Annotated in this window: 17 protein-coding genes; 10 read left to right on the forward strand and 7 right to left on the reverse strand. The window is 64.1% G+C overall.

The window, feature by feature from the left end; genetic code table 11:
* Nucleotides 1-4: 4 nt before the first annotated feature.
* Nucleotides 5-1,621: a DHA2 family efflux MFS transporter permease subunit gene (locus ACZ0AJ_RS15395; RefSeq protein WP_499455515.1), complete on the reverse strand. Its 1,617-nt coding sequence runs from the start codon at nucleotides 1,619-1,621 to the stop codon at nucleotides 5-7.
* Between the two features lie 7 nt (nucleotides 1,622-1,628).
* Nucleotides 1,629-2,768: an HlyD family secretion protein gene (locus tag ACZ0AJ_RS15400; RefSeq protein ID WP_499455343.1), complete on the reverse strand. Its 1,140-nt coding sequence runs from the start codon at nucleotides 2,766-2,768 to the stop codon at nucleotides 1,629-1,631.
* A 114-nt stretch (nucleotides 2,769-2,882) separates the two neighbouring features.
* Here ACZ0AJ_RS15400 and ACZ0AJ_RS15405 point away from each other — a divergent pair, with 114 nt between their 5' ends.
* Both ACZ0AJ_RS15405 and ACZ0AJ_RS15410 read left to right on the forward strand, forming a co-directional pair.
* A complete protein-coding gene (locus tag ACZ0AJ_RS15405; protein WP_499455517.1) occupies nucleotides 2,883-3,530 on the forward strand; it encodes a TetR/AcrR family transcriptional regulator in 648 nt (215 codons plus the stop codon).
* Between the two features lie 135 nt (nucleotides 3,531-3,665).
* Nucleotides 3,666-3,851, forward strand: a complete 186-nt coding sequence (locus ACZ0AJ_RS15410; protein ID WP_183555857.1) for a hypothetical protein — start codon at nucleotides 3,666-3,668, stop codon at nucleotides 3,849-3,851.
* A gap of 68 nt (nucleotides 3,852-3,919) precedes the next feature.
* Here ACZ0AJ_RS15410 and ACZ0AJ_RS15415 read toward each other — a convergent pair whose 3' ends face one another.
* From ACZ0AJ_RS15415 to aceE, 4 genes are all read right to left on the reverse strand, one after another.
* Complete coding sequence (locus tag ACZ0AJ_RS15415; protein ID WP_499455345.1) at nucleotides 3,920-4,243, reverse strand: hypothetical protein; 324 nt, start codon at nucleotides 4,241-4,243, stop codon at nucleotides 3,920-3,922.
* Between the two features lie 149 nt (nucleotides 4,244-4,392).
* A complete protein-coding gene (lpdA, locus tag ACZ0AJ_RS15420; RefSeq protein ID WP_499455519.1) occupies nucleotides 4,393-6,267 on the reverse strand; it encodes a dihydrolipoyl dehydrogenase in 1,875 nt (624 codons plus the stop codon).
* Nucleotides 6,268-6,280: 13 nt separating this feature from the next.
* Nucleotides 6,281-7,954 carry a dihydrolipoyllysine-residue acetyltransferase gene (gene aceF, locus ACZ0AJ_RS15425; RefSeq protein WP_499455347.1) on the reverse strand — a complete coding sequence of 558 codons (1,674 nt, stop codon included), beginning with the start codon at nucleotides 7,952-7,954 and terminating at the stop codon, nucleotides 6,281-6,283.
* 153 nt (nucleotides 7,955-8,107) lie between these two features.
* Entirely contained in the window at nucleotides 8,108-10,804 is a 2,697-nt protein-coding gene (aceE, locus tag ACZ0AJ_RS15430; protein WP_258835457.1) for a pyruvate dehydrogenase (acetyl-transferring), homodimeric type, read from the reverse strand.
* Nucleotides 10,805-11,143: 339 nt separating this feature from the next.
* On the opposite strand from aceE, the gene folD reads away from it, so the two are divergent.
* The 8 genes from folD (at nucleotide 11,144) to ACZ0AJ_RS15470 (ending at nucleotide 19,816) form a co-directional block, all read left to right on the forward strand.
* Nucleotides 11,144-12,004 (forward strand): bifunctional methylenetetrahydrofolate dehydrogenase/methenyltetrahydrofolate cyclohydrolase FolD, encoded by an 861-nt coding sequence (gene folD / locus ACZ0AJ_RS15435; RefSeq protein ID WP_183555862.1) that lies wholly within the window; start codon nucleotides 11,144-11,146, stop codon nucleotides 12,002-12,004.
* Between the two features lie 20 nt (nucleotides 12,005-12,024).
* On the forward strand, nucleotides 12,025-14,100 hold the full coding sequence (locus ACZ0AJ_RS15440) for a M3 family metallopeptidase (RefSeq protein ID WP_499455348.1): 2,076 nt from the start codon (nucleotides 12,025-12,027) through the stop codon (nucleotides 14,098-14,100).
* Between the two features lie 58 nt (nucleotides 14,101-14,158).
* Nucleotides 14,159-14,584 (forward strand): DNA polymerase III subunit chi, encoded by a 426-nt coding sequence (locus tag ACZ0AJ_RS15445; protein ID WP_183555864.1) that lies wholly within the window; start codon nucleotides 14,159-14,161, stop codon nucleotides 14,582-14,584.
* Nucleotides 14,581-15,015: a DUF2486 family protein gene (locus ACZ0AJ_RS15450; RefSeq protein WP_499455523.1), complete on the forward strand. Its 435-nt coding sequence runs from the start codon at nucleotides 14,581-14,583 to the stop codon at nucleotides 15,013-15,015. Before ACZ0AJ_RS15445 ends, ACZ0AJ_RS15450 begins: the two co-directional genes overlap by 4 nt.
* A gap of 144 nt (nucleotides 15,016-15,159) precedes the next feature.
* A complete protein-coding gene (locus ACZ0AJ_RS15455) occupies nucleotides 15,160-15,495 on the forward strand; it encodes an H-NS histone family protein (RefSeq protein ID WP_183555866.1) in 336 nt (111 codons plus the stop codon).
* Nucleotides 15,496-15,625: 130 nt separating this feature from the next.
* Nucleotides 15,626-17,782: an NHL repeat-containing protein gene (locus ACZ0AJ_RS15460; RefSeq protein WP_499455350.1), complete on the forward strand. Its 2,157-nt coding sequence runs from the start codon at nucleotides 15,626-15,628 to the stop codon at nucleotides 17,780-17,782.
* Nucleotides 17,783-17,919: 137 nt separating this feature from the next.
* Nucleotides 17,920-18,693, forward strand: coding sequence for an SIMPL domain-containing protein (locus ACZ0AJ_RS15465; RefSeq protein ID WP_499455526.1), 774 nt, complete (start codon nucleotides 17,920-17,922; stop codon nucleotides 18,691-18,693).
* Nucleotides 18,694-18,742: 49 nt separating this feature from the next.
* Nucleotides 18,743-19,816, forward strand: a complete 1,074-nt coding sequence (locus ACZ0AJ_RS15470; RefSeq protein WP_499455528.1) for a CHAD domain-containing protein — start codon at nucleotides 18,743-18,745, stop codon at nucleotides 19,814-19,816.
* A gap of 60 nt (nucleotides 19,817-19,876) precedes the next feature.
* On the opposite strand, the gene katG is transcribed toward ACZ0AJ_RS15470, so the two are convergent.
* Nucleotides 19,877-22,135 (reverse strand): catalase/peroxidase HPI, encoded by a 2,259-nt coding sequence (gene katG / locus ACZ0AJ_RS15475; protein ID WP_499455530.1) that lies wholly within the window; start codon nucleotides 22,133-22,135, stop codon nucleotides 19,877-19,879.
* Nucleotides 22,136-22,138: the final 3 nt, after the last annotated feature.

The following is a 22,138-nucleotide window of genomic DNA, read 5'->3' on the forward strand; positions in this document are numbered from 1 at the left end:
GGGTTCAGTGGCCACCGCCGCCACCGCCGGGCGACTTGACCTTGTCGGCCATCCAGATCGCTGCGATGCAGCCGATCAGGATGATGCCGATGATCCAGAAGCCGTCGTTGTAGGCCATCACATACGATTCACGCCGCACGAGGCGGTCGACCACGCCCAGCGCCTGGTTGGCCGCAGCCGCCGGGTCGATGCCCTTGGCAATGAAGGCCTGGGTCAGCATGTCGAGCCGCTCCTGCGTGGCCGGCGCATAGGTCGAGACGGCCTCGCCCAGGCGCGCCGAGTGAAAGTGTTCGCGGTTGGTCAGCGTGGTGGCCAGCAGCGCGATGCCGACCGAACCACCGAGATTGCGCGTCATGTTGAACAGGCTCGAGGCCGAGCCCATTTCGCGCGGCGGCAGGCCGGACATGGCGAAGTTCGACAGCGTCAGCATCACGAACGGCTGGCCGATGGCGCGCACGACCTGCGTCCACATCAGCTGGTCGTAGCCGGTGGTCGCATCCATGTACGAATTCATGATGCACGAGATGCCAAACATGAACAGGCCAAAGCTGCACAGGATGCGGTTGTCCACTTTCGAGGACAGCTTGGCCGCGAACGGCATCACCAGCAGTTGCGGCAGGCCGACCCAGGCGATCACTTCGCCGATCTGCATCGGCGTGTAGCCGGCAATCTGGCCCAGGTACAGCGGCAGCAGGTAGGCCGAGCCATACAGGCCCATGCCGATGACTGCCGACAGCGTGGTCGCGACCAAAAAGTTACGCTGGCCGTACAGCGCCAGGTTCACGAACGGATCGGGGCGCGTAAAACTGAGCGCGATCCAGCCCAGGATGCCCGTCAGCGACAGCGCGGCGAAGGTCACGATGAAGCTCGAATCGAACCAGTCCTTCGAGTTGCCTTCTTCGAGGAAGATCGTCAGGCAGGCCAGGCCCATGGCCATCAGCCCGATGCCGAGCCAGTCGGCCTTGATCAGCGTGCGGACGTTGGACTTCTCCGAATCCATCCCCCACATCATGCCGGCGATGAGCAGCACGCCCGGCACCCAGTTGATGTAGAACACCGACGGCCAGCCATACAGCTCGGTCAGATACCCGCCCAGCGTCGGGCCCATGGCCGGCGCGAGCGTTGCGGTCAGGCCGAAGATGGCCATGCCGGTGGCGCGCTTGGAGGGCGGCAGGCGCGTCATCACGAGCATCATCGCCATCGGGATCAGCGCGCCGCCGGTAAAGCCCTGCAGCATGCGAAACACGATCATGCTGTCCAGGCTCCAGGCCGCGCCGCACAGCGTCGAGAACACGAGAAACAGTGCAGTGGTGCCCATCATGTAGTTGCGCAACCCGAAGGCGCGCGTAAACAGCGCCGTCATCGGGATCACGACGATCTCGGCGCACAGGTAGGCGGTGGAGATCCACGAGCCTTCTTCCTGCGTGGCCGACAGCGTGCCAAGAATGTCACGCAGCGACGAATTGGTGATCTGGATGTCGAGCACCGCCATGAAGGCGCCCAGCATGCCGGCGGCGATCGCGACCCAGGTGCGCATGTCCACTGCAGCGCCATTCGCGGGCGCGCCCGGCATGCCGCTGCCCATCGCGCCCGACGGGGCTGATTTGCTCAAGCTGGTCATGGTGTGCTTAGCGCGCGGCTGCGGTCTGCGTCGGTTTCACGTCCTGGTTCAGCCTGACCTCGGCCACCACCGACATGCCCGGCACCAGGCGGCCCGCGTACTTCTTCACATCTTGCGGATCGAGCGTGATCTTGACCGGCACGCGCTGGACGATCTTGGTGAAGTTGCCGGTCGCGTTATCGGCCGGCAGCAGTGCAAACTGGTTGCCCGACGCCGGCGAGAAGCTGTCCACGCGGCCGACCAGATGATGGTCGGGCAGCGCATCGACTTCCAGGCTCACGGCCTGGCCCGGCGCAAGGCCGCCCAGCTGCGTTTCCTTGAAGTTGGCGACGACCCAGACGTTGTCTTCGACCACGGCCAGCATCGCCTGGCCCGGCTGCACGCGCGCGCCGACTTCAACGCTGCGCCGGCCGATGCGCCCTGCCACCGGCGCCACGATGCTGTTGTAGGCCAGTTGCTGGCGCGCGTCTTTCAGCTGCGCCTGCAACACCTTGATTTCAGCCTTGAGCACGTCGCGGCCCGCTTCGGCGGCGCCGATCTGGGCCTGCGCGGCGGCAGCGTTGTCGCGGCGCGCGGCCACGTCGGCCACGGCGCCGGCACGCGCTGCGCTCGACGCATCGACTTCGGATTTCGACACGGCCTTCATCGTGTCGTTGTACAGCTGGCCGAAACGCTCGGCGTCCTGCCGGGCGCGCAGCAACTGGGCTTCGGCCTGGCGCACCTGGGCGCCGGCGGCGCCGGCCTGGGCGCGCACCTGCAGCAGCTGGGCATCGGACTGCTTGACCTGCTGCTCCATGCTGGCGATCTGCGCCTGGATCTGCTCGACGCGCACGGCCTGGTCGGCCGGATCGAGCAGCGCCAGCACATCGCCCGCCTTGACCATCTGGTTGTCTTCCACCAGCACTTTTGTCACCACACCCGCCACGCGTGACGAGACCTGGTGCATGCGGCCGGTGACGTAGGCGTTTTCGGTTTCCACAAAATGGCTGCTGCGGTACCACATGCGTCCACCGGCGCCGATGGCCAGTAACGCAATCACACCGACCACGACCAGAACGCGCTTGTTGGGCGGCTTCTTGGCGGCGGGAGCGTCCGCCCGAGGTTGCGCTGCGCTCGCCTGCCCTGCCTTGATGTCGTTCTCTGCCATGGTGCTGCTCCGAAATGAAATGAAATGGATTCGTCGCATTATTCGCCATCAATAGGACGAAGTCAAGAAATGAAACGGTTGCATTTCATTTTATTTTGCTCTAGAGTCCAGCGTATGAACACAGCATTGACATCTATAAAATCTGCCGGGCGGCCCAAGGCAGCCGACGTCGAGACGCGCAACCAGGAACTGATCGAGGCCGCTGGCCGACTGTTCCTGAAAAACGGCTATACCCGCACCAGCCTGGAATCGATCGCGCGTGAAGCGCGGGTGGCCGTGCGCACCATCTACGTCAAGTTCGGCGGCAAGGCTGGCCTGCTCAAGGCCGTGCTGGCATCGCGGCGCGAGCGCCTGTTTGCAGAGCGCAATATGGAGCTCGACACGCGTCCGCTGCGCACGATCCTCGATGAATTTGCGCGCGATTTCTACGCGCTGCTGGTCGAGCCCGATGCCATCGCCCTGCAGCGGGTGGTGATCGCGGAGGCGAGCACGAATCCGGAACTGGCCGAAGCGTTTTACGAAGGCGGCCCGCGCATGACGCGCGACATGCTGGCGCGCTTTTTCGCACGCGCCGATGTCCGGCTGCAACTGCGCGACGACGTGCCGCCGTCGGTCATGCTGACGCATCTGATCGGCTGCATCAACGGTGATCCGGTCGGGCGCTTTCTGTTTCCGGATGCCGAGCCGTCGGGCGAGGAAGCACAGCGCCAGCTGGCGGCGCGCATGGAACTGTTCTATAGCAGCGTGCTCAAACCCGGCTGAGTTTATGCATGTAGCTTGGTGGAAAGTTCAGTGTGCCATCGTACCGACTATTACCATTAAACTGTGTCATTATGTAAATGTTCACAACGGGTGTCGTGAATGCAAATAAGAGCGGTGTGACCGCGAGGAGAAAGTATGAGCAAGTCGTCCAGATATGAATGGCGTGATCAGGCAGCTGCCCTGCAGGAGCGTATGAAGAGTTTTATCGAAAATCCGGGCGATGACCAGCTGGAAGCAGTCATCGCCGACATGCGTACCTACGCAGCAGCCGCCAAGAATGGCGCAATCGATATTCCGGAGCGTTTCGTCAGCTTCGCCTGAAGCCTGCGATGCGTCTCCATCCATGCCGCCCGGTACAAACCGGGCGGCATTTTTTTTGTGGGACGCCGTCAAACGGCCGACAGCGGGACTGGCCGGCCCTGCTCTTCGACCTCGTGCACGCGGGTCAGGAAGTGCATCTTGTGTGGCGCGCGGTGACGTTCGTGGAGTACACGCGTGACCACCTCGACGCGGCGCGGCCGCAGGGCCAGCTGGCATGGATCGGCAACACCCCCGCCACCCGGTATGGCATCGGCCAGTTGCTGCGCCAACGGCTGGGCCACGGTACCGGTGATGACGGTGGCTGCGCCATGAAGCACCGTGTGGAGTTCGAATGCGTGCGATTGCGGCAGCACGTAGATGGTGCCGATGTAGTCGTTACTGTACTCGTCCATATGCCCTCCGGCATGTTGCGAGAAAGGCGGCGACGCTGCTACCGCCATATCAATACATCTTAGACCTTTGGCGGCATGCTGCAAGCGGCGCGCACGCCCAAAAAAAACCGGGACCATGAAGGTCCCGGTTTCGCTTGCCACGTTGCCGGTCAGCGCTTGCGCGGTGGCGGCAAATCGGTGCAGACACCTTCATACGCCTCGGCTGCCATGCCGATCGACTCGCCCAGCGTTGGGTGCGGGTGGATCGTCTTGCCGATGTCCACGCCATCGGCGCCCATCTCGATCGCCAGCGCGATCTCGCCGATCATGTCGCCGGCGTGCGTGCCGACGATCGTGCCGCCGATGATGCGGTGCGTTTCAGCGTCGAACAGCAGCTTGGTGAAGCCCTCGTCGCGGCCATTGGCCACGGCGCGCCCGCTGGCGTTCCACGGGAAGTGACCCTTCTCGACCTTGATGCCCTGTTGCTTGGCTTCGTCTTCGGTCAGGCCGACCCATGCCACTTCCGGATCGGTGTAGGCCACCGATGGAATGACCTTGGCGTCGAAGTGCGTCTTCTTCTCGAAGGCCGCCTCGGCCGCCACGTGCGCTTCGTGCACCGCCTTGTGCGCCAGCATCGGCTGGCCCACCAGGTCGCCGATGGCGAAGATGTGCGGCACGTTGGTGCGCATCTGGCTGTCCACGGCGATGAAGCCGCGATCGCTCACCAATACGCCGGCCTTGTCGGCAGCAACCTTCTTGCCGTTCGGGCTGCGGCCCACGGCCACCAGGACCAGGTCGTACAGCTGCGGTTCCGGTGCAGCTGTACCCGCTTCGGCTGATTCGAACGTGACCTTGATTCCTTCCGGCAGCGCTTCCACGCCAACGGTCTTCGTCTTGAGCATGATATTGTCGAAGCGGTGCGCGTTGTACTTCTGCCAGACCTTGACGGCCTCGCGGTCCGCGCCCTGCATCAGGCCATCCATCATCTCGACCACGTCGATGCGCGCACCGAGCGTCGAATACACGGTCGCCATTTCCAGGCCGATGATGCCGCCACCGATGACGAGCATCTTCTTCGGCACCTGGCGCAGTTCCAGCGCGCCCGTCGAATCGACGATGCGCGGGTCTTCCGGCACGAACGGCAGCTTGACCACCGACGAACCGGCCGCGATCACGGCCTTCTTGAAAGCGATGACCTTCTTGCCGCCATCGACTGCCGTGACTTCGATGTGGTTCGGGCTCAGGAATGCGCCCACGCCCTGCACCGTGTTGACCTTGCGCGCCTTGGCCATGAAGGCCAGGCCGCCGGTCATCTTCTTGATCACGCCATCCTTGTAGCCGCGCAGCTTGTCGATGTCGACTTCTGGCTTGGCGAATGCCACGCCCAGGTCGGCCATATGCGTCGTTTCATCCATGACGGAGGCCACGTGCAGCAGTGCCTTCGACGGGATGCAGCCCACGTTCAGGCACACACCGCCCAGCGTTGCGTACTTTTCGACCAGCACCGTATTCATGCCAAGGTCGGCCGCGCGGAACGCAGCGGAGTAGCCGCCAGGACCGGCGCCCAGCACCATCATGTCGCACTCGATGTCGACCGGGCCGCTGTAGCTCGATGCGGCCGGCGCCGGCGCTGCGCCCAACTGGGCTGCTGGCGCCGGATGGGCCGGTGCGTACGAATCCGTCGGGCCCGTGGCCGCCGTTGGTGCGACGGCTTGCGCGCCGATCTGCGCCGCTGGCTTGGCATCGGCTGGCTTGGACTCGGCCGGCTTGGACTCGGCTGGCTTGGCATCGGCGGCAGGGCTGGCTGCGCCCTCTTCCACCGTCAGCAGCAGCGTGCCTTCATTGATCTTGTCGCCGACCTTGACCGTGATCGACTGCACCACGCCCGCGTGCGTCGACGGGATTTCCATGCTGGCCTTGTCCGATTCCACGGTGACCAGGGACTGGTCGACCTTGATCGTGTCGCCGGCCTTGACCATCAACTCGATGACTTCGACGTCCTTGAAGTCACCGATATTCGGGACTTTCACTTCAACAGTGCTCATCAGTGCGCTCCAATCACAGAAGGGTCTTGCGCAGGTCCGCCAGCACTTCGCCCAGGTAGGCGGAGAAGCGCGCGGCGCCGGCGCCGTCGATCACGCGGTGATCGTACGACAGCGACATCGGCAGCATCAGGCGCGGCTGGAAGGTCGAACCGTCCCACACCGGCTTCATCGCCGACTTGGACAGGCCCAGAATCGCCAGCTCCGGTGCGTTGATGATCGGGGTGAACGCGGTGCCACCAATGCCGCCCAGCGACGAGATGGTGAACGTTGCGCCCTGCATCGCGGTTGGCGGCAGCTTGCCGTCGCGCGCCTGCGCCGACAGTTCGCCCATTTCGGTGGCGATCTGCGAGATGGTCTTCTTGTCCGCATCTTTCACGACAGGGACCACCAGGCCGTTCGGCGTGTCGGCCGCGAAGCCGATGTTGTAATACTGCTTCGTGATCAACGCTGCGCCATCGCCCGACAGCGACGCATTAAATTGCGGGAATTTCTTCAGCGCGGCGACGCTCGCCTTGATGACGAAGGCCAGCATGGTCAACTTGACCGCCGACTTCTGCTTGGCCAGCGACGCGTTGGTGTCGACGCGGAACTGCTCCAGGTCGGTCACGTCGGCTTCGTCGAAGTGCGTCACGTGCGGGATCATGACCCAGTTGCGATGCAGGTTCGGGCCCGAGATCTTCTTGATGCGCGACAGCGGCACCGTTTCGGTCGGACCGAATTTCGAGAAGTCCAGCGATGGCCAGGCCAGCAGGTCCAGACCGACGCCACTGCCACCGGCTTTTGCCGGCGCTGCAGCAGGCGGCGCTGCCATCACGCCCTTGACGAAGTTCTGCACGTCCTGCTGGGTGATGCGGCCTTTCGGACCGCTGCCCGGCACACGGCCCAGGTCCACGCCCAGTTCGCGCGCGAACTTGCGGATCGACGGCGACGCGTGGGCTTTCGAGCCGGTCACGCCTTGTGCGGCTGGTGCTGGTGCGGCGGCTGGTGCAGGCGCAGCGACTGGTGCCGGCGCAGGTGCAGGTGCAACAGCAGCAGCAGGTGCAGCAGCGGCCGGCGCAGGCGCAGCTGCAGGTGCGGCAGCCGGCGCGCCGCCGGTCGCTTCCACGACCAGCACGAGCGAATCCTTGGCGACCTTGTCGCCAACCTTGACCTTGATTTCCTTGACCACGCCGGCATGGCTCGACGGGATTTCCATGCTGGCCTTGTCCGATTCGACGGTCAGCAGCGACTGGTCGACCTTGATCGTGTCGCCCACCTTGACCATCAGTTCGATGACTTCGACTTCTTTGAAATCGCCGATGTCCGGCACCGTCACGTCGACCAGGCCGCCGGATGCAGCGGGTGCGGCGGCTGGCGCTTCGGCGGCAGCCGGCGCAGGGGCAGCCGGTGCAGTAGCAGCAGGTGCAGCTTCGGCAGCCGGGGCAGCAGCCGGTGCGTCAGCCGCGCCGCCCGCTTCTTCGAGCAGCAGCACGAGCGAGCCTTCGGCAACCTTGTCGCCGACGTTGATCTTGATTTCCTTGACCACGCCGGCGTGGCTCGACGGGATTTCCATGCTGGCCTTGTCCGACTCGACGGTCACCAGCGACTGGTCCACCTTGATGGTGTCGCCCGGCTTGACCATCAGCTCGATCACTTCCACTTCCTTGAAGTCGCCGATATCAGGGACTTTGACTTCCACAATGCTCATAGTGTTAGCTCCGTTATTTTTTGAGTTAGCGTCCGAGCCGTCGTTCCAGCGAAGGCTGGAACCCAAGTTTGCCTGCACCCTGGCGCGCACGAACGAATCGGCTGCGCGAAGGACTTGGGTTCCCGCCTGCGCGGGAACGACGGTTCATGAGCATTACTGGGTCACCGGATTCGGCTTGTTCTGGTCGATGCCGTACTTGGCGATCGCCTGCGACACGATGGCGCGGTCGATCTTGCCTTCGTCGGCCAGTGCGCGCAGCGAAGCCACCGTGATGTAGTAGCGGTTCACTTCGAAGAACTCGCGCAGCTTGACGCGCGAATCCGAGCGGCCAAAGCCGTCCGTGCCCAGCACTTTATAGGTGCGGTCCTTCGGCATGAAGCCGCGGATCTGCTCGGCGAACATGCGCATGTAGTCGGTCGTCGCGACGATCGGACCACTGGTGGCGCCCAGCATCTCGGTCACGTACGGTACGCGCTGTGGCAGTTCCGGGTTGACCATGTTCCAGCGTTCGCAATCGTTGCCGTCACGGGCCAGCAGCGTCAGCGACGGCGCCGACCACACGTCCGCATCGACGTTCCAGTCGTTCTTGAGCAGTTCGGCTGCAAACATCGACTCGCGCAGGATGGTGCCGCAACCGATCAGCTGGACGCGCTGGGCGTTGTCCTTGCCACCCTCTTGCAGCAGGTACAGGCCCTTGAGAATGCCCTCTTCCTGGCCAGGCTTCAGGCCCGGCTGCGGGTAGTTCTCGTTCATGATGGTGATGTAGTAGAACACGTCTTCCTGTTCTTCCACCATGCGGCGCAGGCCGTCCTGGATAATGACCGCGACTTCGTGACCGAAGGTCGGATCGTACGGCAGGCAGTTCGGCACGGTCGCGGCGATGATGTGGCTATGGCCGTCTTCGTGCTGCAGGCCTTCGCCGTTGAGCGTCGTGCGGCCGGCGGTGCCGCCCATCAGGAAGCCGCGCGCACGGATGTCGCCCGCCAGCCAGACCAGGTCGCCCACGCGCTGCATGCCGAACATCGAGTAGAACGTGTAGAACGGGATCATCGTGCGGTTGTTCGACGAGTACGACGTCGCTGCAGCGATCCACGAGCTCATGCCGCCCGCTTCGTTGATGCCCTCTTGCAGGATCTGGCCTGCCTTGTCTTCGCGGTAGTACATCACCTGGTCACGGTCGACCGGCTCGTACAACTGACCCTGCTGGTTGAAGATGCCGATCTGGCGGAACAGGCCTTCCATGCCGAAGGTACGCGATTCGTCGACCAGGATCGGCACGATGCGCTGGCCAATGCTTTCGTCCTTCAACAGGCTCGTGATCACGCGCACATACGCCTGGGTCGACGAGATTTCGCGGCCTTCCGGGGTTGGCTCGAGCACGCCCTTGAACGACGCCAGTGCCGGCACCGTCAGCTTTTCGTCCGACTTTTCACGGCGCTGTGGCAGGTAGCCGCCCAGTGCCTTGCGGCGCTCGTGCAGGTACACCATTTCAGGCGCATCGTCGGCCGGCTTGAAGAACGGGATGTCGGCCAGCTGGTCGTCTGGAATCGCGATGTTGAAGCGGTCGCGCATGTCGCGGATCGCCTGGTCATCGAGCTTCTTGGTCTGGTGCGCAGTGTTGCGCGCCTCGCCCGACTTGCCCATGCCGAAGCCCTTGACGGTTTTCACCAAGAGGACCGTTGGCGTGCCCTTGTTCTCTTGCGCGTTCTTGAACGCGGCGTAGATCTTGTGCGGATCGTGGCCACCGCGGGTCAGACGCCAGATGTCGTCGTCGCTCATCTTCGACACCATCTCGAGCAGCGCCGGATCCTTGCCGAAGAAGTGCTTGCGCACGTAGGCGCCGTCCTTGGCCTTGTAGTTCTGGTATTCGCCGTCGACCGATTCCATCATCACGCGCTGCAGGATGCCGTCCTTGTCCTGGGCCAGCAGCGGATCCCACTGCGAGCCCCAGATGACCTTGACGACATTCCAGCCGGCGCCGCGGAAGTCGGCTTCGAGTTCCTGGATGATCTTGCCGTTGCCGCGCACCGGACCGTCCAGGCGCTGCAGGTTGCAGTTGACGACCATGACCAGGTTGTCCAGCTGCTCGCGTGCGGCCATGCCGATCGCGCCCATCGATTCCGGCTCGTCCATCTCGCCGTCGCCGCAGAAGACCCAGACCTTGCGGTTGTCGGTCTTGGCGATGCCACGTGCGTGCAGGTACTTCAGGAAGCGCGCCTGGTAGATCGCCATCAGCGGGCCAAGGCCCATCGAGACGGTCGGGAACTGCCAGAAGTCCGGCATCAGTTTCGGGTGCGGGTACGACGACAGGCCCTTGCCGTCGACTTCACGGCGGAAGTTGAGCAGCTGCTCTTCGGTCAGGCGGCCTTCGAGGAACGCGCGGGCGTAGATGCCTGGGGACGAGTGGCCCTGGATGTACAGCAGGTCGCCGCCGTGGTCTTCGGTCGGGGCGTGCCAGAAGTGGTTGAAACCCGTGCCCAGCATATTGGCGAGCGACGCGAATGACGAGATGTGGCCACCGAGGTCGCCGTCGGCGCGGTTGGCCTTGACCACCATCGCCATCGCGTTCCAGCGCATCCACGAGCGCAGGCGCTCTTCGTATTCGAGGTTGCCGGGCGAATTCTGGTTCAGGTGCGCGGGAATCGTGTTGACGTACGCGGTGTTGCTCGAGAACGGGACGTGCGCGCCGCGACGGCGCGCCAGGTCTACCAGGCGCTCCATCAGGTAATGGGCGCGTTCCGTTCCTTCATGTTCGATCACCGCCTCCAGCGCATCGAGCCATTCCTTGGTCTCGATTGCATCCGGATCGTTGGCGGTTTGCGAGGTCAACTGGTCGAGTTGAGCTGCCATGTCATGCGTCTCCTAGTGTGGTACGCCCCATCCGATCCCTGCGCAGGCTGGCGGCGGTTGATGAAATTCGAACTATCTTTTAGCTAAACCATCAGATTCTAACAGTGGACTTCCCCATTTTCAAACTATGATATTCGATTTCATAATGTGAAAACCTATGCTGCGAGTGCACAATTTGTATAGGGAAATGTTGAACTTCCTGCCACCAATCATCGTATACCGAAGCGCCTGAAACACGGCAAAAAAGGGTGGTTTCGGCCATGCCGAGCGGCCGACAGCGAACGGCAAGACGGGTGCGGGCCGTATAATTCTGCTTTTGCCCAGAACGAGCCTCCCACCATGCCAGCCCAACACATCGACGGAATCCTTCTCTCCCAACAACTGCGCACCGACATCGCTGCGCGCACCGCCAAGCTCACTGCAGCCGGCAAGCAGCCCGGCCTGGCCGTGATCCTGGTCGGGGAAGATCCCGCCAGCCAGGTCTATGTGCGCAACAAGGTCAAGGCCTGCGGCGACGTGGGTTTCCACTCGGTGCTCGAAAAATACGACGCCGACCTGAGCGAAGCTGCCCTCCTTGATCGCATTGCAGCATTGAACACCGACCCGGCCATCCACGGCATCCTCGTGCAAATGCCGCTGCCAAAGCACATCGACCCGAACAAGGTCATCGAAGCGATTTCGACGGCCAAGGATGTCGATGGCTACTCGGTGCTGTCGGCCGGCGAACTGATGACGGGCCTGGAAGGCTTCCGCCCCTGCACCCCGTACGGCTGCATGAAGCTGATCGAAACCACGGGTGTCGACCTGCGCGGCAAGCATGCTGTCGTGATCGGCCGCAGCAACACCGTCGGCAAACCAATGGCCATGCTGCTCTTGCAAGCCAATGCCACCGTGACCATATGCCATAGCGCGACTGCGGATCTGGGCTACCACACCCGCCAGGCCGATGTCGTGGTGGCCGCCGTTGGCCGCCGCAATACCCTGACCGCCGATATGGTCAAGCCGGGCGCGATCGTGATCGACGTGGGCATGAATCGCGACGACGCGGGCAAGCTGTGCGGTGACGTCGATTTTGCCGGCGTGCGTGAAGTGGCTGGCCACATCACCCCGGTGCCGGGCGGTGTGGGCCCCATGACGATCACGATGCTGCTGCAAAACACGGTGGAATCGGCGGAACGCGAACTGAAGAACCAACGCTAACGAATCTGGAAGGACTATTGATGACGAACGAAACGAGCAATCCCCTCCTCGACTTTTCCGACTTGCCGCGCTTTGACGCGATCAAGCCCGAACACGTCACGTCCGCCATCGACAGTCTGATCGCCGAGGCGAACGCCGTCGTGGCGCAGCTCGAGGCGCCGCTGGATGAGGTTACGTGGGCCACGCTGGCCCCGCTCGACGAGGTCAGCGAACGCCTGGGCCGCGCCTGGGGCGTGGTCGGCCACCTGAATCACGTGGTCGACACGCCGGAGCTGCGCGCGACCTACAACGAGAACCAGCCGAAGGTCGTCGAGTTCTCGACCGCGCTGAGCCAGAACGAGGCGCTGTTCACCAAATACAAGCAGTTGCGCGAAAGCGCCGGTTTCGAGGCGCTGAGCGACACCCGCAAGCGCATCGTCGAGAACGCGCTGCGCGACTTCCGTCTGGGCGGCGCCGAACTGGCCGCCGACAAGAAAGAACGTTTCGCCGAGATCCAGGAACAGCAGTCGCAACTGTCGACGCGCTTTTCTGAAAACGTGCTCGATGCCACCAACGACTACAAGCTCGTGGTCGACAGCGAAGCCGAACTGGCCGGCCTGCCGGACGATGTGAAGGCTGCTGCGAAAGCCGCCGCCGAACGCGATGGCAAGACCGGCTGGCTGTTCACGCTGCACTTCCCGTCGTACTTCCCGATCCTGCAATTTTCTACCAACCGCGCGCTGCGCGAAACGATCTACCGCGCCACCGCGACCAAGGCGTCCGACGCCGGCATCATGTTTACCGACGTCGCGAAGTGGGACAACTCGTCGAACATCGTCAAGTTGCTGCAACTGCGCAATGAAGAAGCCAAGATGCTCGACTACGGCAGCTTCGCCGATATCTCGCTGGTGGCCAAGATGGCCCAAAGCCCGCAGCACGTGATCGAGTTCCTGGAAGACCTGGCGCGCCGCGCCCGCCCGTATGCCGAGAAAGACCTGGCCGAACTGCGCGCGTTTGCACGCGACGAGCTGGCGATCGACGACCTGCAATCGTGGGACATGGCCTTCGCCTCCGAAAAGCTGCGCGAGCAGCGTTACGCGTTCTCGGCCCAGGAAGTGAAGGAATACTTCCCCGAGCCGAAAGTGGTCGCTGGCCTGTTCGGCGTGATCCAGGAGCTGTTTGGCGTGACCGTGCGCCCGGACGACGCACCGACCTGGCACCCGGACGTGCGCTTCTTCCGCATCGAGCGCGATGGCCAATTGGTCGGCCAGTTCTACCTCGACCTGTATGCGCGCGCCGGCAAGGCGCAGGGCGCATGGATGAACGATGCGCGCGGGCGCCGCCTGCTCCACGGCGGCACCGTGCAAACGCCAGTGGCGTACCTGGTCTGCAATTTCACGCCGCCGGCAATGAAAGATGGCGTGCTGCAGCCGTCGCTGTTCACGCACGACGAAGTGACCACGCTGTTCCACGAATTCGGCCACGGCCTGCACCACATGCTGACCGAAGTCGAAGAGTTGTCGGTCTCGGGCATCTCGGGCGTTGAATGGGATGCGGTGGAGCTGCCGTCGCAGTTCATGGAAAACTTCTGCTGGGAGTGGGACAAGCTGCAGCAGATGACGGCGCACGTGAAAACCGGCGAGCCGCTGCCGCGCGCGCTGTTCGACAAGATGACGGCCGCGAAGAACTTCCAATCCGGGATGCAGACGCTGCGCCAGGTCGAGTTCTCGCTGATCGACATGCACCTGCACTACGACTTCGACGCGCACAATGGGCAAGTCCAGGCGCTGATCGACGACGTGCGCCGCAACTTCGCGGTGATCACGCCGCCGTCGTTCAACCGCTTCCTGCATTCGTTCAGCCACATCTTCGCAGGCGGCTACGCGGCCGGCTATTACAGCTACAAGTGGGCTGAAGTGCTGTCAGCCGACGCTTATGCTGCATTCGAAGAAGCGGTCGAAGGTGGCGGCGCCGACCTGTTTGAAACGGGCCGGCGCTTCCAGCGCGAGATTCTGGCGGTGGGCGGTTCGCGCCCGGCGCTCGATTCATTCAAGGCCTTCCGCGGCCGCGAGCCATCGATCGATGCCTTGCTGCGCCATAGCGGCATGAATGCCTGATCAATTGGATTGACCCTGTCGGGAGTGCCAGCGCACTCCCGATTTTCCATAAGCGCCCATGACCCGCATCGACTTTCATACCAATATCCCGGATAAGCTGGCCTATGCCTGCCGCCTTGCGCGCAAGGCATATGGCGCGCGCGCCAAAATCGTCGTGCTGGCCGATAGCCCCGAACAGGCCGACGCCTTGAATGCCGCCATGTGGACCGTGTCGGATACTGATTTCATTCCGCACGTGATGGCCGGCGACCCTCTGGCGGCGCAAACGCCGATCGTGATTACCGATAATGAAGACAGCGAACTGCCGCACCACGATATGCTCGTGAACCTGACACGCCGCAGGCCGCGTAACTTCACGCAATTTGCGCGTGTGTTTGAAATTATCTCGATCGATGAAGAAGATGCCGCCGAGGGCCGCAAACGCTATATCGCGTATAAAAAAGAATCCTATCCGCTGACCCACTTCGTCGCAGGACAATCATGAGCCACGATCCCGCTTTCGATGCCAGTATTCCCGTGTTGACCGAAGTATTCGCGGAACCAACCGCGTCGGGCACGCCGCTGGCGCAGCCGGCACCGGTGGTCGAAGCCGAGGCCCCGCCGCCGCCTGCGCCCGTGGTGGCCGCGCTTGAGGATGCGCCAGAAGCGCTGGAACGGCGCGCCGTCGACCATTGGAGCGGCGAGCAATGGAGCGTGATGGAACGGCGCGTCACCGAGCGCATCCTGCAGCAATTGCAGGGCCGGATCGATTTCGTGCTTGAACAGCGCCTGCGCGACGGTATTGCCGATGCCGTCGACAAAGCAATGACCAGTTTCTCGGCCGATATTCGCAACAGCCTCGGCGATACGCTGAGCGATGTCGTGACGCGCGCAGTTTCTCAAGAAATTGCACACATCAGAATGCTGGAAAAATAAACCCGTACCACATGCCGTTCTGCCTTCCATTTGATTCGAAATTAACCCCGCGCACGATTGTCATTCCAAATTGGCGATTCAATAGTAAAATCCCTGCGCGGCTCTTCGAAACGAATCGAATCACCTAATCAAGGAAGAAACAAAATGGCAAACATCAATCTGTCGGGTTATAACCTCGCCGAACTGAAAGGTCTTCAATTCGATATCGAAAAGGAGATCAAAAACCGCCAGCAGCAAGACGTCAAGAAAGCGCGTGAGCAAATTCTCGAGATCGCCCAGAATATGGGCATCTCGGTCGAGGAACTGCTGGCCAAAGGCGGCAGTACCAAAGCCAAGAAGACGGGCGGCGGCGCGAAAGTCAATCCGCAATATCACAACCCGGCTGACAATACCCAAACCTGGACCGGCCGTGGCCGTCAACCAAAATGGGTTGTCGACGCACTGGGCAAGGGCAAGTCGCTGGACGATCTGCGCATCTGAGCCTCGCAGTAATACGCAAGACCTGCACGCCGCCGCGACCTTCGTCCGGCGGCGTTCGCATTTCTGCCTGCCCCATCCATTCACGTGTTTCGGCTAAGATTGCAACTTCAGCAATCAGCCGGTCGTCGTCGTGAAACGCACTCCCCTCATCGCAGCACTCGCCGGCGCCGCCATCCTGGCCGTCGGCACCGTCTTCTGGTTCACTGACCGGGTCGAACCCCACAGCGGCGCCACCCCGGTACTGACCGCCCCCGTCGCCAAAACGCAGCCATTCTGGCCTGCCCGCGTGCACCTGCTGGCGGGCGACGGCCAGGACGGCGTGCTCGACGGCGCAGCACCCGCCAGCCGCTTCAGCGATCCGTATGGCGTGGCCATCGGCCCGCGCGGCGCGATCTATGTCGCCGACGGGGGCGAAGCCAACCGCATCCGCGTCGTCCAGCCCGATGGCGCAGTGTCGACACTGGCCGGCGGCAAGGAAGGCTTTATCGATGGCCTGGGCGCGGCCGCCGCCTTCAATACGCCGTCCGCCATTGCGCTCGACCACCTGGGCAACCTGTACGTGGCCGACACGGGCAACCATGCGATCCGTCGCATCGCGCCCGATGGCGCCGTGACGACGCTGGCCGGCAACGGCAGTCCCGGCTATGTCGATGGCATCGGCCGCGCGGCCCAGTTCAACGGCCCGGTCGGGATCGCGGTGGACGACGCCGGCATCGTCTACGTGGCCGACACCTACAACGACCGCATCCGCCGCATTGCCCCGGATGGCACGGTGACCACGCTGGCCGGCACCGGCAAGCCGAACCTGTTCGACGGCCCCGGCCCGGCCGCCGCCTTCGATACCCCGAGCGCCCTGGCCGTCGACCACGACGGCAATCTGTACATCGCCGACACCGGCAACAACGCGGTGCGCCGCCTGCGCCCCGACGGCACGGTCGACACGCTCGCGCTGCCGCCGGAGGCCGAGCGCCGCCCCGCGCTGCGCCGCCCGGTGGGCCTGGCCGTCACGCGCGACGGCTACCTGTACATCGTCGCCAGTGCCGGCGGGCGCATCCTGCAGATGACGCCAACGGGCGAATTCCGCCCGCTGGAGGATACCGACCACCCGCTCGAGCCGAACGGTTTTGGCAGCGACGGCACCGTGCAGCTCAACGGCCCGCGCGGCATTGCCGTCGCGCGCGACGGCAGCCTGGTGGTGGCCGACGCCAACGCCCATCGCCTGCACCGCCTGGCGCCGCCGCGCGCAGGCGAAGCCGCGCCGGTGCTGGCGCGCCCGCCGCTGCAACGGCGCACGGAACCGATGCCCTGGCCGCTTGGCCCGCAAGACACCGTCCATGAAGTCGTGGGCGTGATGGGCGAAGTGCGCGGCACGTATGGCGGCGACAGCCGCGACCATTTCCATGCAGGCCTGGATGTGCGCGGCGACGTCGGCGCGACCGTGCTGGCGATCCTGCCGGCCAAGGTGACCGATCCGTATGCGAACTGGGGTTTCAACAACCTCGGCGAAGGCATGAGCGTGGGGCCGCTGTCGTACATTCACATGCGCGTGGGCCGCGATCCGCAAGGCCGTGGGCTCGATCCGCGCTTCCAGATCGGGCGCGAAGAAACCGCCAATGGCAAACCCAATGGCAAGGCCGTGCGCGTGCGGGTGCCGCGCGGCACGCGCTTTGCCGTCGGCGACAAGCTCGGCACGCTCAATGCGCTGTCGCACGTGCACCTCGATTACTACCAGGGCGGCTCGCTCGTCAATGCGCTCACACTGCCATTCATCGGCTTTGTCGACACGGTAACGCCGACGATTTCGCGCATCGCGCTGTACGACACTGCCGGCAAGCGCATCACGGCAAAAAAGGGCCAGCCCCTGCGCCTCGACCGCACGCTGGGCGAGCTGCAGATCGTCGTGAATGCCTATGACCAGGTGGATGGCAACCTGGCGCGCCGCAAGCTGGGCCTGTACAAGCTGGGCTACCAGGTGCTGCGCGCCGACGGCACGCCACTGCCCGGCTTCGAGCAGCCCGTCATCACGCAGGTCTACGACCGCCTGCCGCGCAATCCTGACGCCGTGAAAGCGGTCTATGCACCGACCAGCGGCATCACGGTCTACGGCAGCGCGTCGACCCAGTTCGACTATGCGCTTAACAACCGTCTGCGCGATGGCAGGATCGAGACGGGTAGCTGGCGCATCGCCGACCTCGCGCCGGGTGAGTACCTGCTGCGCATCCACGCCGCTGACTATGCGGGCCAGGTGGCGCAGAACGGCCGCGACCTGGCGTTCGTGATCGAGTAGGCGCGCATGGACGGCGCAGTTGCCGTCATGCACGCCACATAATCTAGACCTTGACGTCTACTTTAAATAGACATCAAGGTCTAGAAGCTTTACGCTGGCCTTGCCACGGGAATGTTCCCGCTACGACAAGGATCATCATGCTCAAGATGTTTACTACCGCACTGGCTGTCACCGCCATGCTGCACGCTGCGCCTGCGCGCGCCGCCGACCTGCCCGCCTATCCTTTTATCCACGTGACGGCCGCTGCCGACCTGCACGTGATGCCGGACACCGGCGAGATCGATTTCGACATCGTCAGCACCGAGGCCGACCTGGACGCCGCATGGAAGCTGGTCCACGAGCGCCTGACCGCGAGCCGCGCGCTGCTGGCCGCACAGGGTGTGAAGGTCGAGGACATCTCGGTGCAGGACGTGCTGCGCCGCCCGCTCAAGGAGGGCGAGCGGGTAACGGCAATCGAAACCCGCGCCGCCGTGCACGCGACGGTGCGCGACCTGAACGGGTGGACGGCGCTGATCCAGAGCCTGATGGGCCTGCCCAATGTCGAATCGCTGGCCGTGGCGTTCAGCCGCAGCGACGCCGACAAGATCGAGGCGGAACTCGTCAGCCAGGCGCTGAACGCGGCGCGCGTGAAGGCGCTGAACATCGCCCGCGGCATGGGCACTGAAACTGGGCCCGGCGGGTGGCGTGGCGCTCGCGCCACTGAAGAACCTGGCCAACGCGATGGGACTGGCCAGCGACGCGCCGCGCTACCCGTCGGTGTCGCCGCCAGGCGATCCGCTACTGGTGGGCGTACAGAAATTTGTGCAGAGCGTGGACGTGATTTACCGGATCGGCAAGTAAGCTGGTCTGCGCTGCAGTGCGCCCTGCAGTGCGCAATGTCACGTGCCTGTCATGGAGACGTGAACGGATGAGTGCTCAGGCGTATGATGGACTTATCCACTGTCCACGAGAGGCACCAGCATGAGCAAGCACCATAAAACGAAGCACCTGACGCCCGAGGTCGCGGCGGTCGCGACGCCCGATCTGACGGACGCAATCACCATCACAGAGACGACCGACGTGGCCGATGTGGCCGAGGCAGCCGACGAACCGCAAACGGACCAGCCGCTGCCAACCGAGCCAGCGGCCGATGTCAAAGAAGCGCCGATCGGTGCGGTCAAGGCCGAACCGGTCCACCTGCGCGGGCGCATGACGCTCGAAGACGCATTCCAGGCCATTGGCCTCAATTGTGTGGCACAGATCGAAGCGAACGTGCCGGGCGTGCTGAAACAGCATGTCGAAAGCCTGCACCAGATGCGCGTGGGCCTGCGCCGCCTGCGCGCGCTGCTTGCGATGTTCGAGGAACTGGCGCCGCCGCCGGTGCCGCTGCATGCAAGCATCGAGTGGCTGTCCGGCGAACTCGGTCCCGCGCGCGACTGGGACGTGCTGGCCGATTTCACCATCAAGCGCGTGCCGGGCATCGATGCGCACGCGCTGCGCCAGGCCGCGCACGACCGCGCCACGGGCCACCACGCGCAGATCCTGCACGTGCTGCGCGATGCGCGCTACACCGAGTTGATGGCGCAACTGAAAGACTGGCTGGGCGAACGCCGCTGGCAGCCCGAAGGCGGCCTGCCGAAGGATTCGCCGCTGTTGGAGCGCGCCGCGAAAAGCGCCCTGCCCCTGCTGCGTACGGCCGAAAAGCGTCTGGCCAAGCGCATCGACGGGCTGGACGAAGCCGATGCACCGGGCCGTCACCGCGTGCGTATCGCGGCCAAGAAGGCACGCTATGCGGCGGAATTCTTCCGCGACCTGCTGCCGGCGCAGCGCGTCAAGCGCTACCTCGGGCACCTTGAAAAGCTGCAGGATCGCCTGGGCGCGCTGAACGATCTGGCCGTGGCTGACCAGCTGCTCGAAGAACTCAAGGGTGGCAGCAGCCAGGTCGCCAAGCAGGCGGCCTATGTGCGCGGCTATATCGCGGCAACGGGCGAGGCCGATGCGCAGGGGTTGTCGAAGGTGCTGGCCGATGTCGCCAAGCGCCGCATCACGCGTTGATCCGCACCGGCCAGGCTGAAAAGAAAAAGGCCCGGGGTTCACCCGGGCCAGACTACAGAGTTACTTGACGTCGAAGCGATCCAGCTCCATCACCTTGGTCCAGGCCGCAACGAAGTCCTTCACGAACTTCTGGCCGGCATCGGCGCTGGCATACACTTCCGAGATCGAACGCAGCTGCGCATTCGAGCCGAACACCAGGTCGACGCGCGACGCCGTCCACTTCTTCTCGCCGGTCTTGCGATCGCGGCCTTCGAAGCGTTCGACGCCCTGGCCAGGCCGCGTGGCAGGCCGCCATTCGGTGGCCATGTCGAGCAGGTTGACGAAGAAGTCGTTCGTCAACGCACCCTTCTGCTGCGTCAGCACGCCGTCAGCGCTGCCGCCCGTGTTGGCGCCCAGCACGCGCAGGCCACCCACCAGCACCGCCATTTCCGGCGCCGTCAGCGTCAGCAACTGGGCGCGGTCGATCATCAACGATTCAGCCGGGATGCTGTACAAGGCTTTCTCGAAGTTGCGGAAGGCATCCGCGACAGGTTCCATCGCATGGAACGATTCCACGTCGGTCTGCTCCTGCGACGCATCGGTGCGGCCCGGCGTGAACGGCACGGTGATGTCGTGGCCCGCCGCTTTGGCTGCCGCCTCGACGCCTGCATTGCCGGCCAGGACGATCAGGTCAGCCAGCGAGACCTGCTTGCCGCCCGTCTGCGCCCCGTTGAACTCGCCCTGGATGGTCTCGAGCTGCGCCAGCACGCGGCCCAGCTGTTCCGGCTCGTTGGCGGCCCAGTCCTTTTGCGGGACCAGGCGGATACGCGCACCGTTGGCGCCGCCGCGTTTGTCCGAACCACGGAAGCTTGCGGCCGAGGCCCATGCCGTCGACACCAGTTCGCCGATGGCCAGGCCGGATGCCAGCACCTTGTCTTTCAGTACTTTGGCATCGGCGTCGTCAATCGCCGCGCCTTCAGCTGCAGGCACCGGATCCTGCCAGATCAGCACTTCGGCCGGGACTTCCGGGCCGAGGTAGCGGGCACGCGGGCCCATGTCGCGGTGGGTCAGCTTGAACCAGGCGCGGGCGAAGGCGTCCGCGAACTGGTCCGGGTTTTCCAGGAAGCGACGCGAAATCGCCTCGTAGGCCGGGTCCATGCGCAGTGCCAGGTCGGACGTCAGCATCGTCGGACGGTGACGCTTGGCGGCGTCATATGCATCCGGCACGGTGGCATCGGCGTCCTTGGCGATCCACTGGTGGCCGCCGGCCGGGCTTTTCGTCAGTTCCCACTCGTGGCCGAACAGGTACGTGAAGTAGTCGTGGCCCCATTGGGTCGGCGTGCTGGTCCAGGTGACTTCGAGGCCGCTGGTGATCGTGTCCGGGCCCTTGCCGCTGCCGAAGCTGTTCTGCCAGCCGAAACCCTGGGCATGCAGGCCGGCGGCTTCCGGCTCTTCCTTGACATGCTCGGACGGACCCGCGCCGTGCGTTTTACCGAAGGTGTGGCCGCCGGCGATCAGCGCCACGGTTTCTTCGTCGTTCATGGCCATGCGGCCGAACGTGTCACGGATGTCGCGGGCCGATGCGACCGGGTCGGGCTTGCCGTCCGGGCCTTCCGGGTTCACGTAGATCAGGCCCATCTGCACTGCCGCCAGCGGGTTCTCGAGGTCGCGCGTGTGGGTGATCTCGCTGTCGTCATCCTTGTCGATGACGCCGCGGCCTTCGACGCCGGGCGAGCCCACCGTGTAGCGCTCATCGCTGCCCAGCCATTTGTTCTCGCGGCCCCAGTACACGTCGAGGTCGGGTTCCCACACGTCCTGGCGACCGCCGGCGAAGCCGAAGGTCTTGAAGCCCATCGTTTCGAGAGCGACGTTACCGGTCAGGATGATCAGGTCGGCCCACGAGATTTTCTCGCCGTACTTCTGCTTGACCGGCCAGATCAGCCGGCGTGCCTTGTCGAGGCTCACGTTGTCGGGCCAGCTGTTCAGCGGCGCGAAGCGCTGCTGGCCGCGGCCGGCGCCGCCGCGACCGTCGCCGATGCGGTAGGTGCCGGCGCTGTGCCATGCCATGCGCACGAACAGGCCGCCGTAGTGACCGAAGTCAGCCGGCCACCAGTCCTGGGAATCCGTCATCACTTTGGCCAAGTCGGCCTTGACTGCCTCGAGGTCGAGGCTGTTGAACGCGGCGCGGTAATCGAAGTCGCCACCCATCGGGTCGGACTTGGCCGAATGCTGGGCCAGCAGATCGAGACGCAGCGCCTTTGGCCACCAGTCGCGGTTGGTCGTGCCGGTGCCGGCTGCGCCGCTGAACGGGCACTTGGCCGGGATATTGTCCACACTCATTTG

The organism is Telluria sp. AC161 (assembly GCF_979258535.1).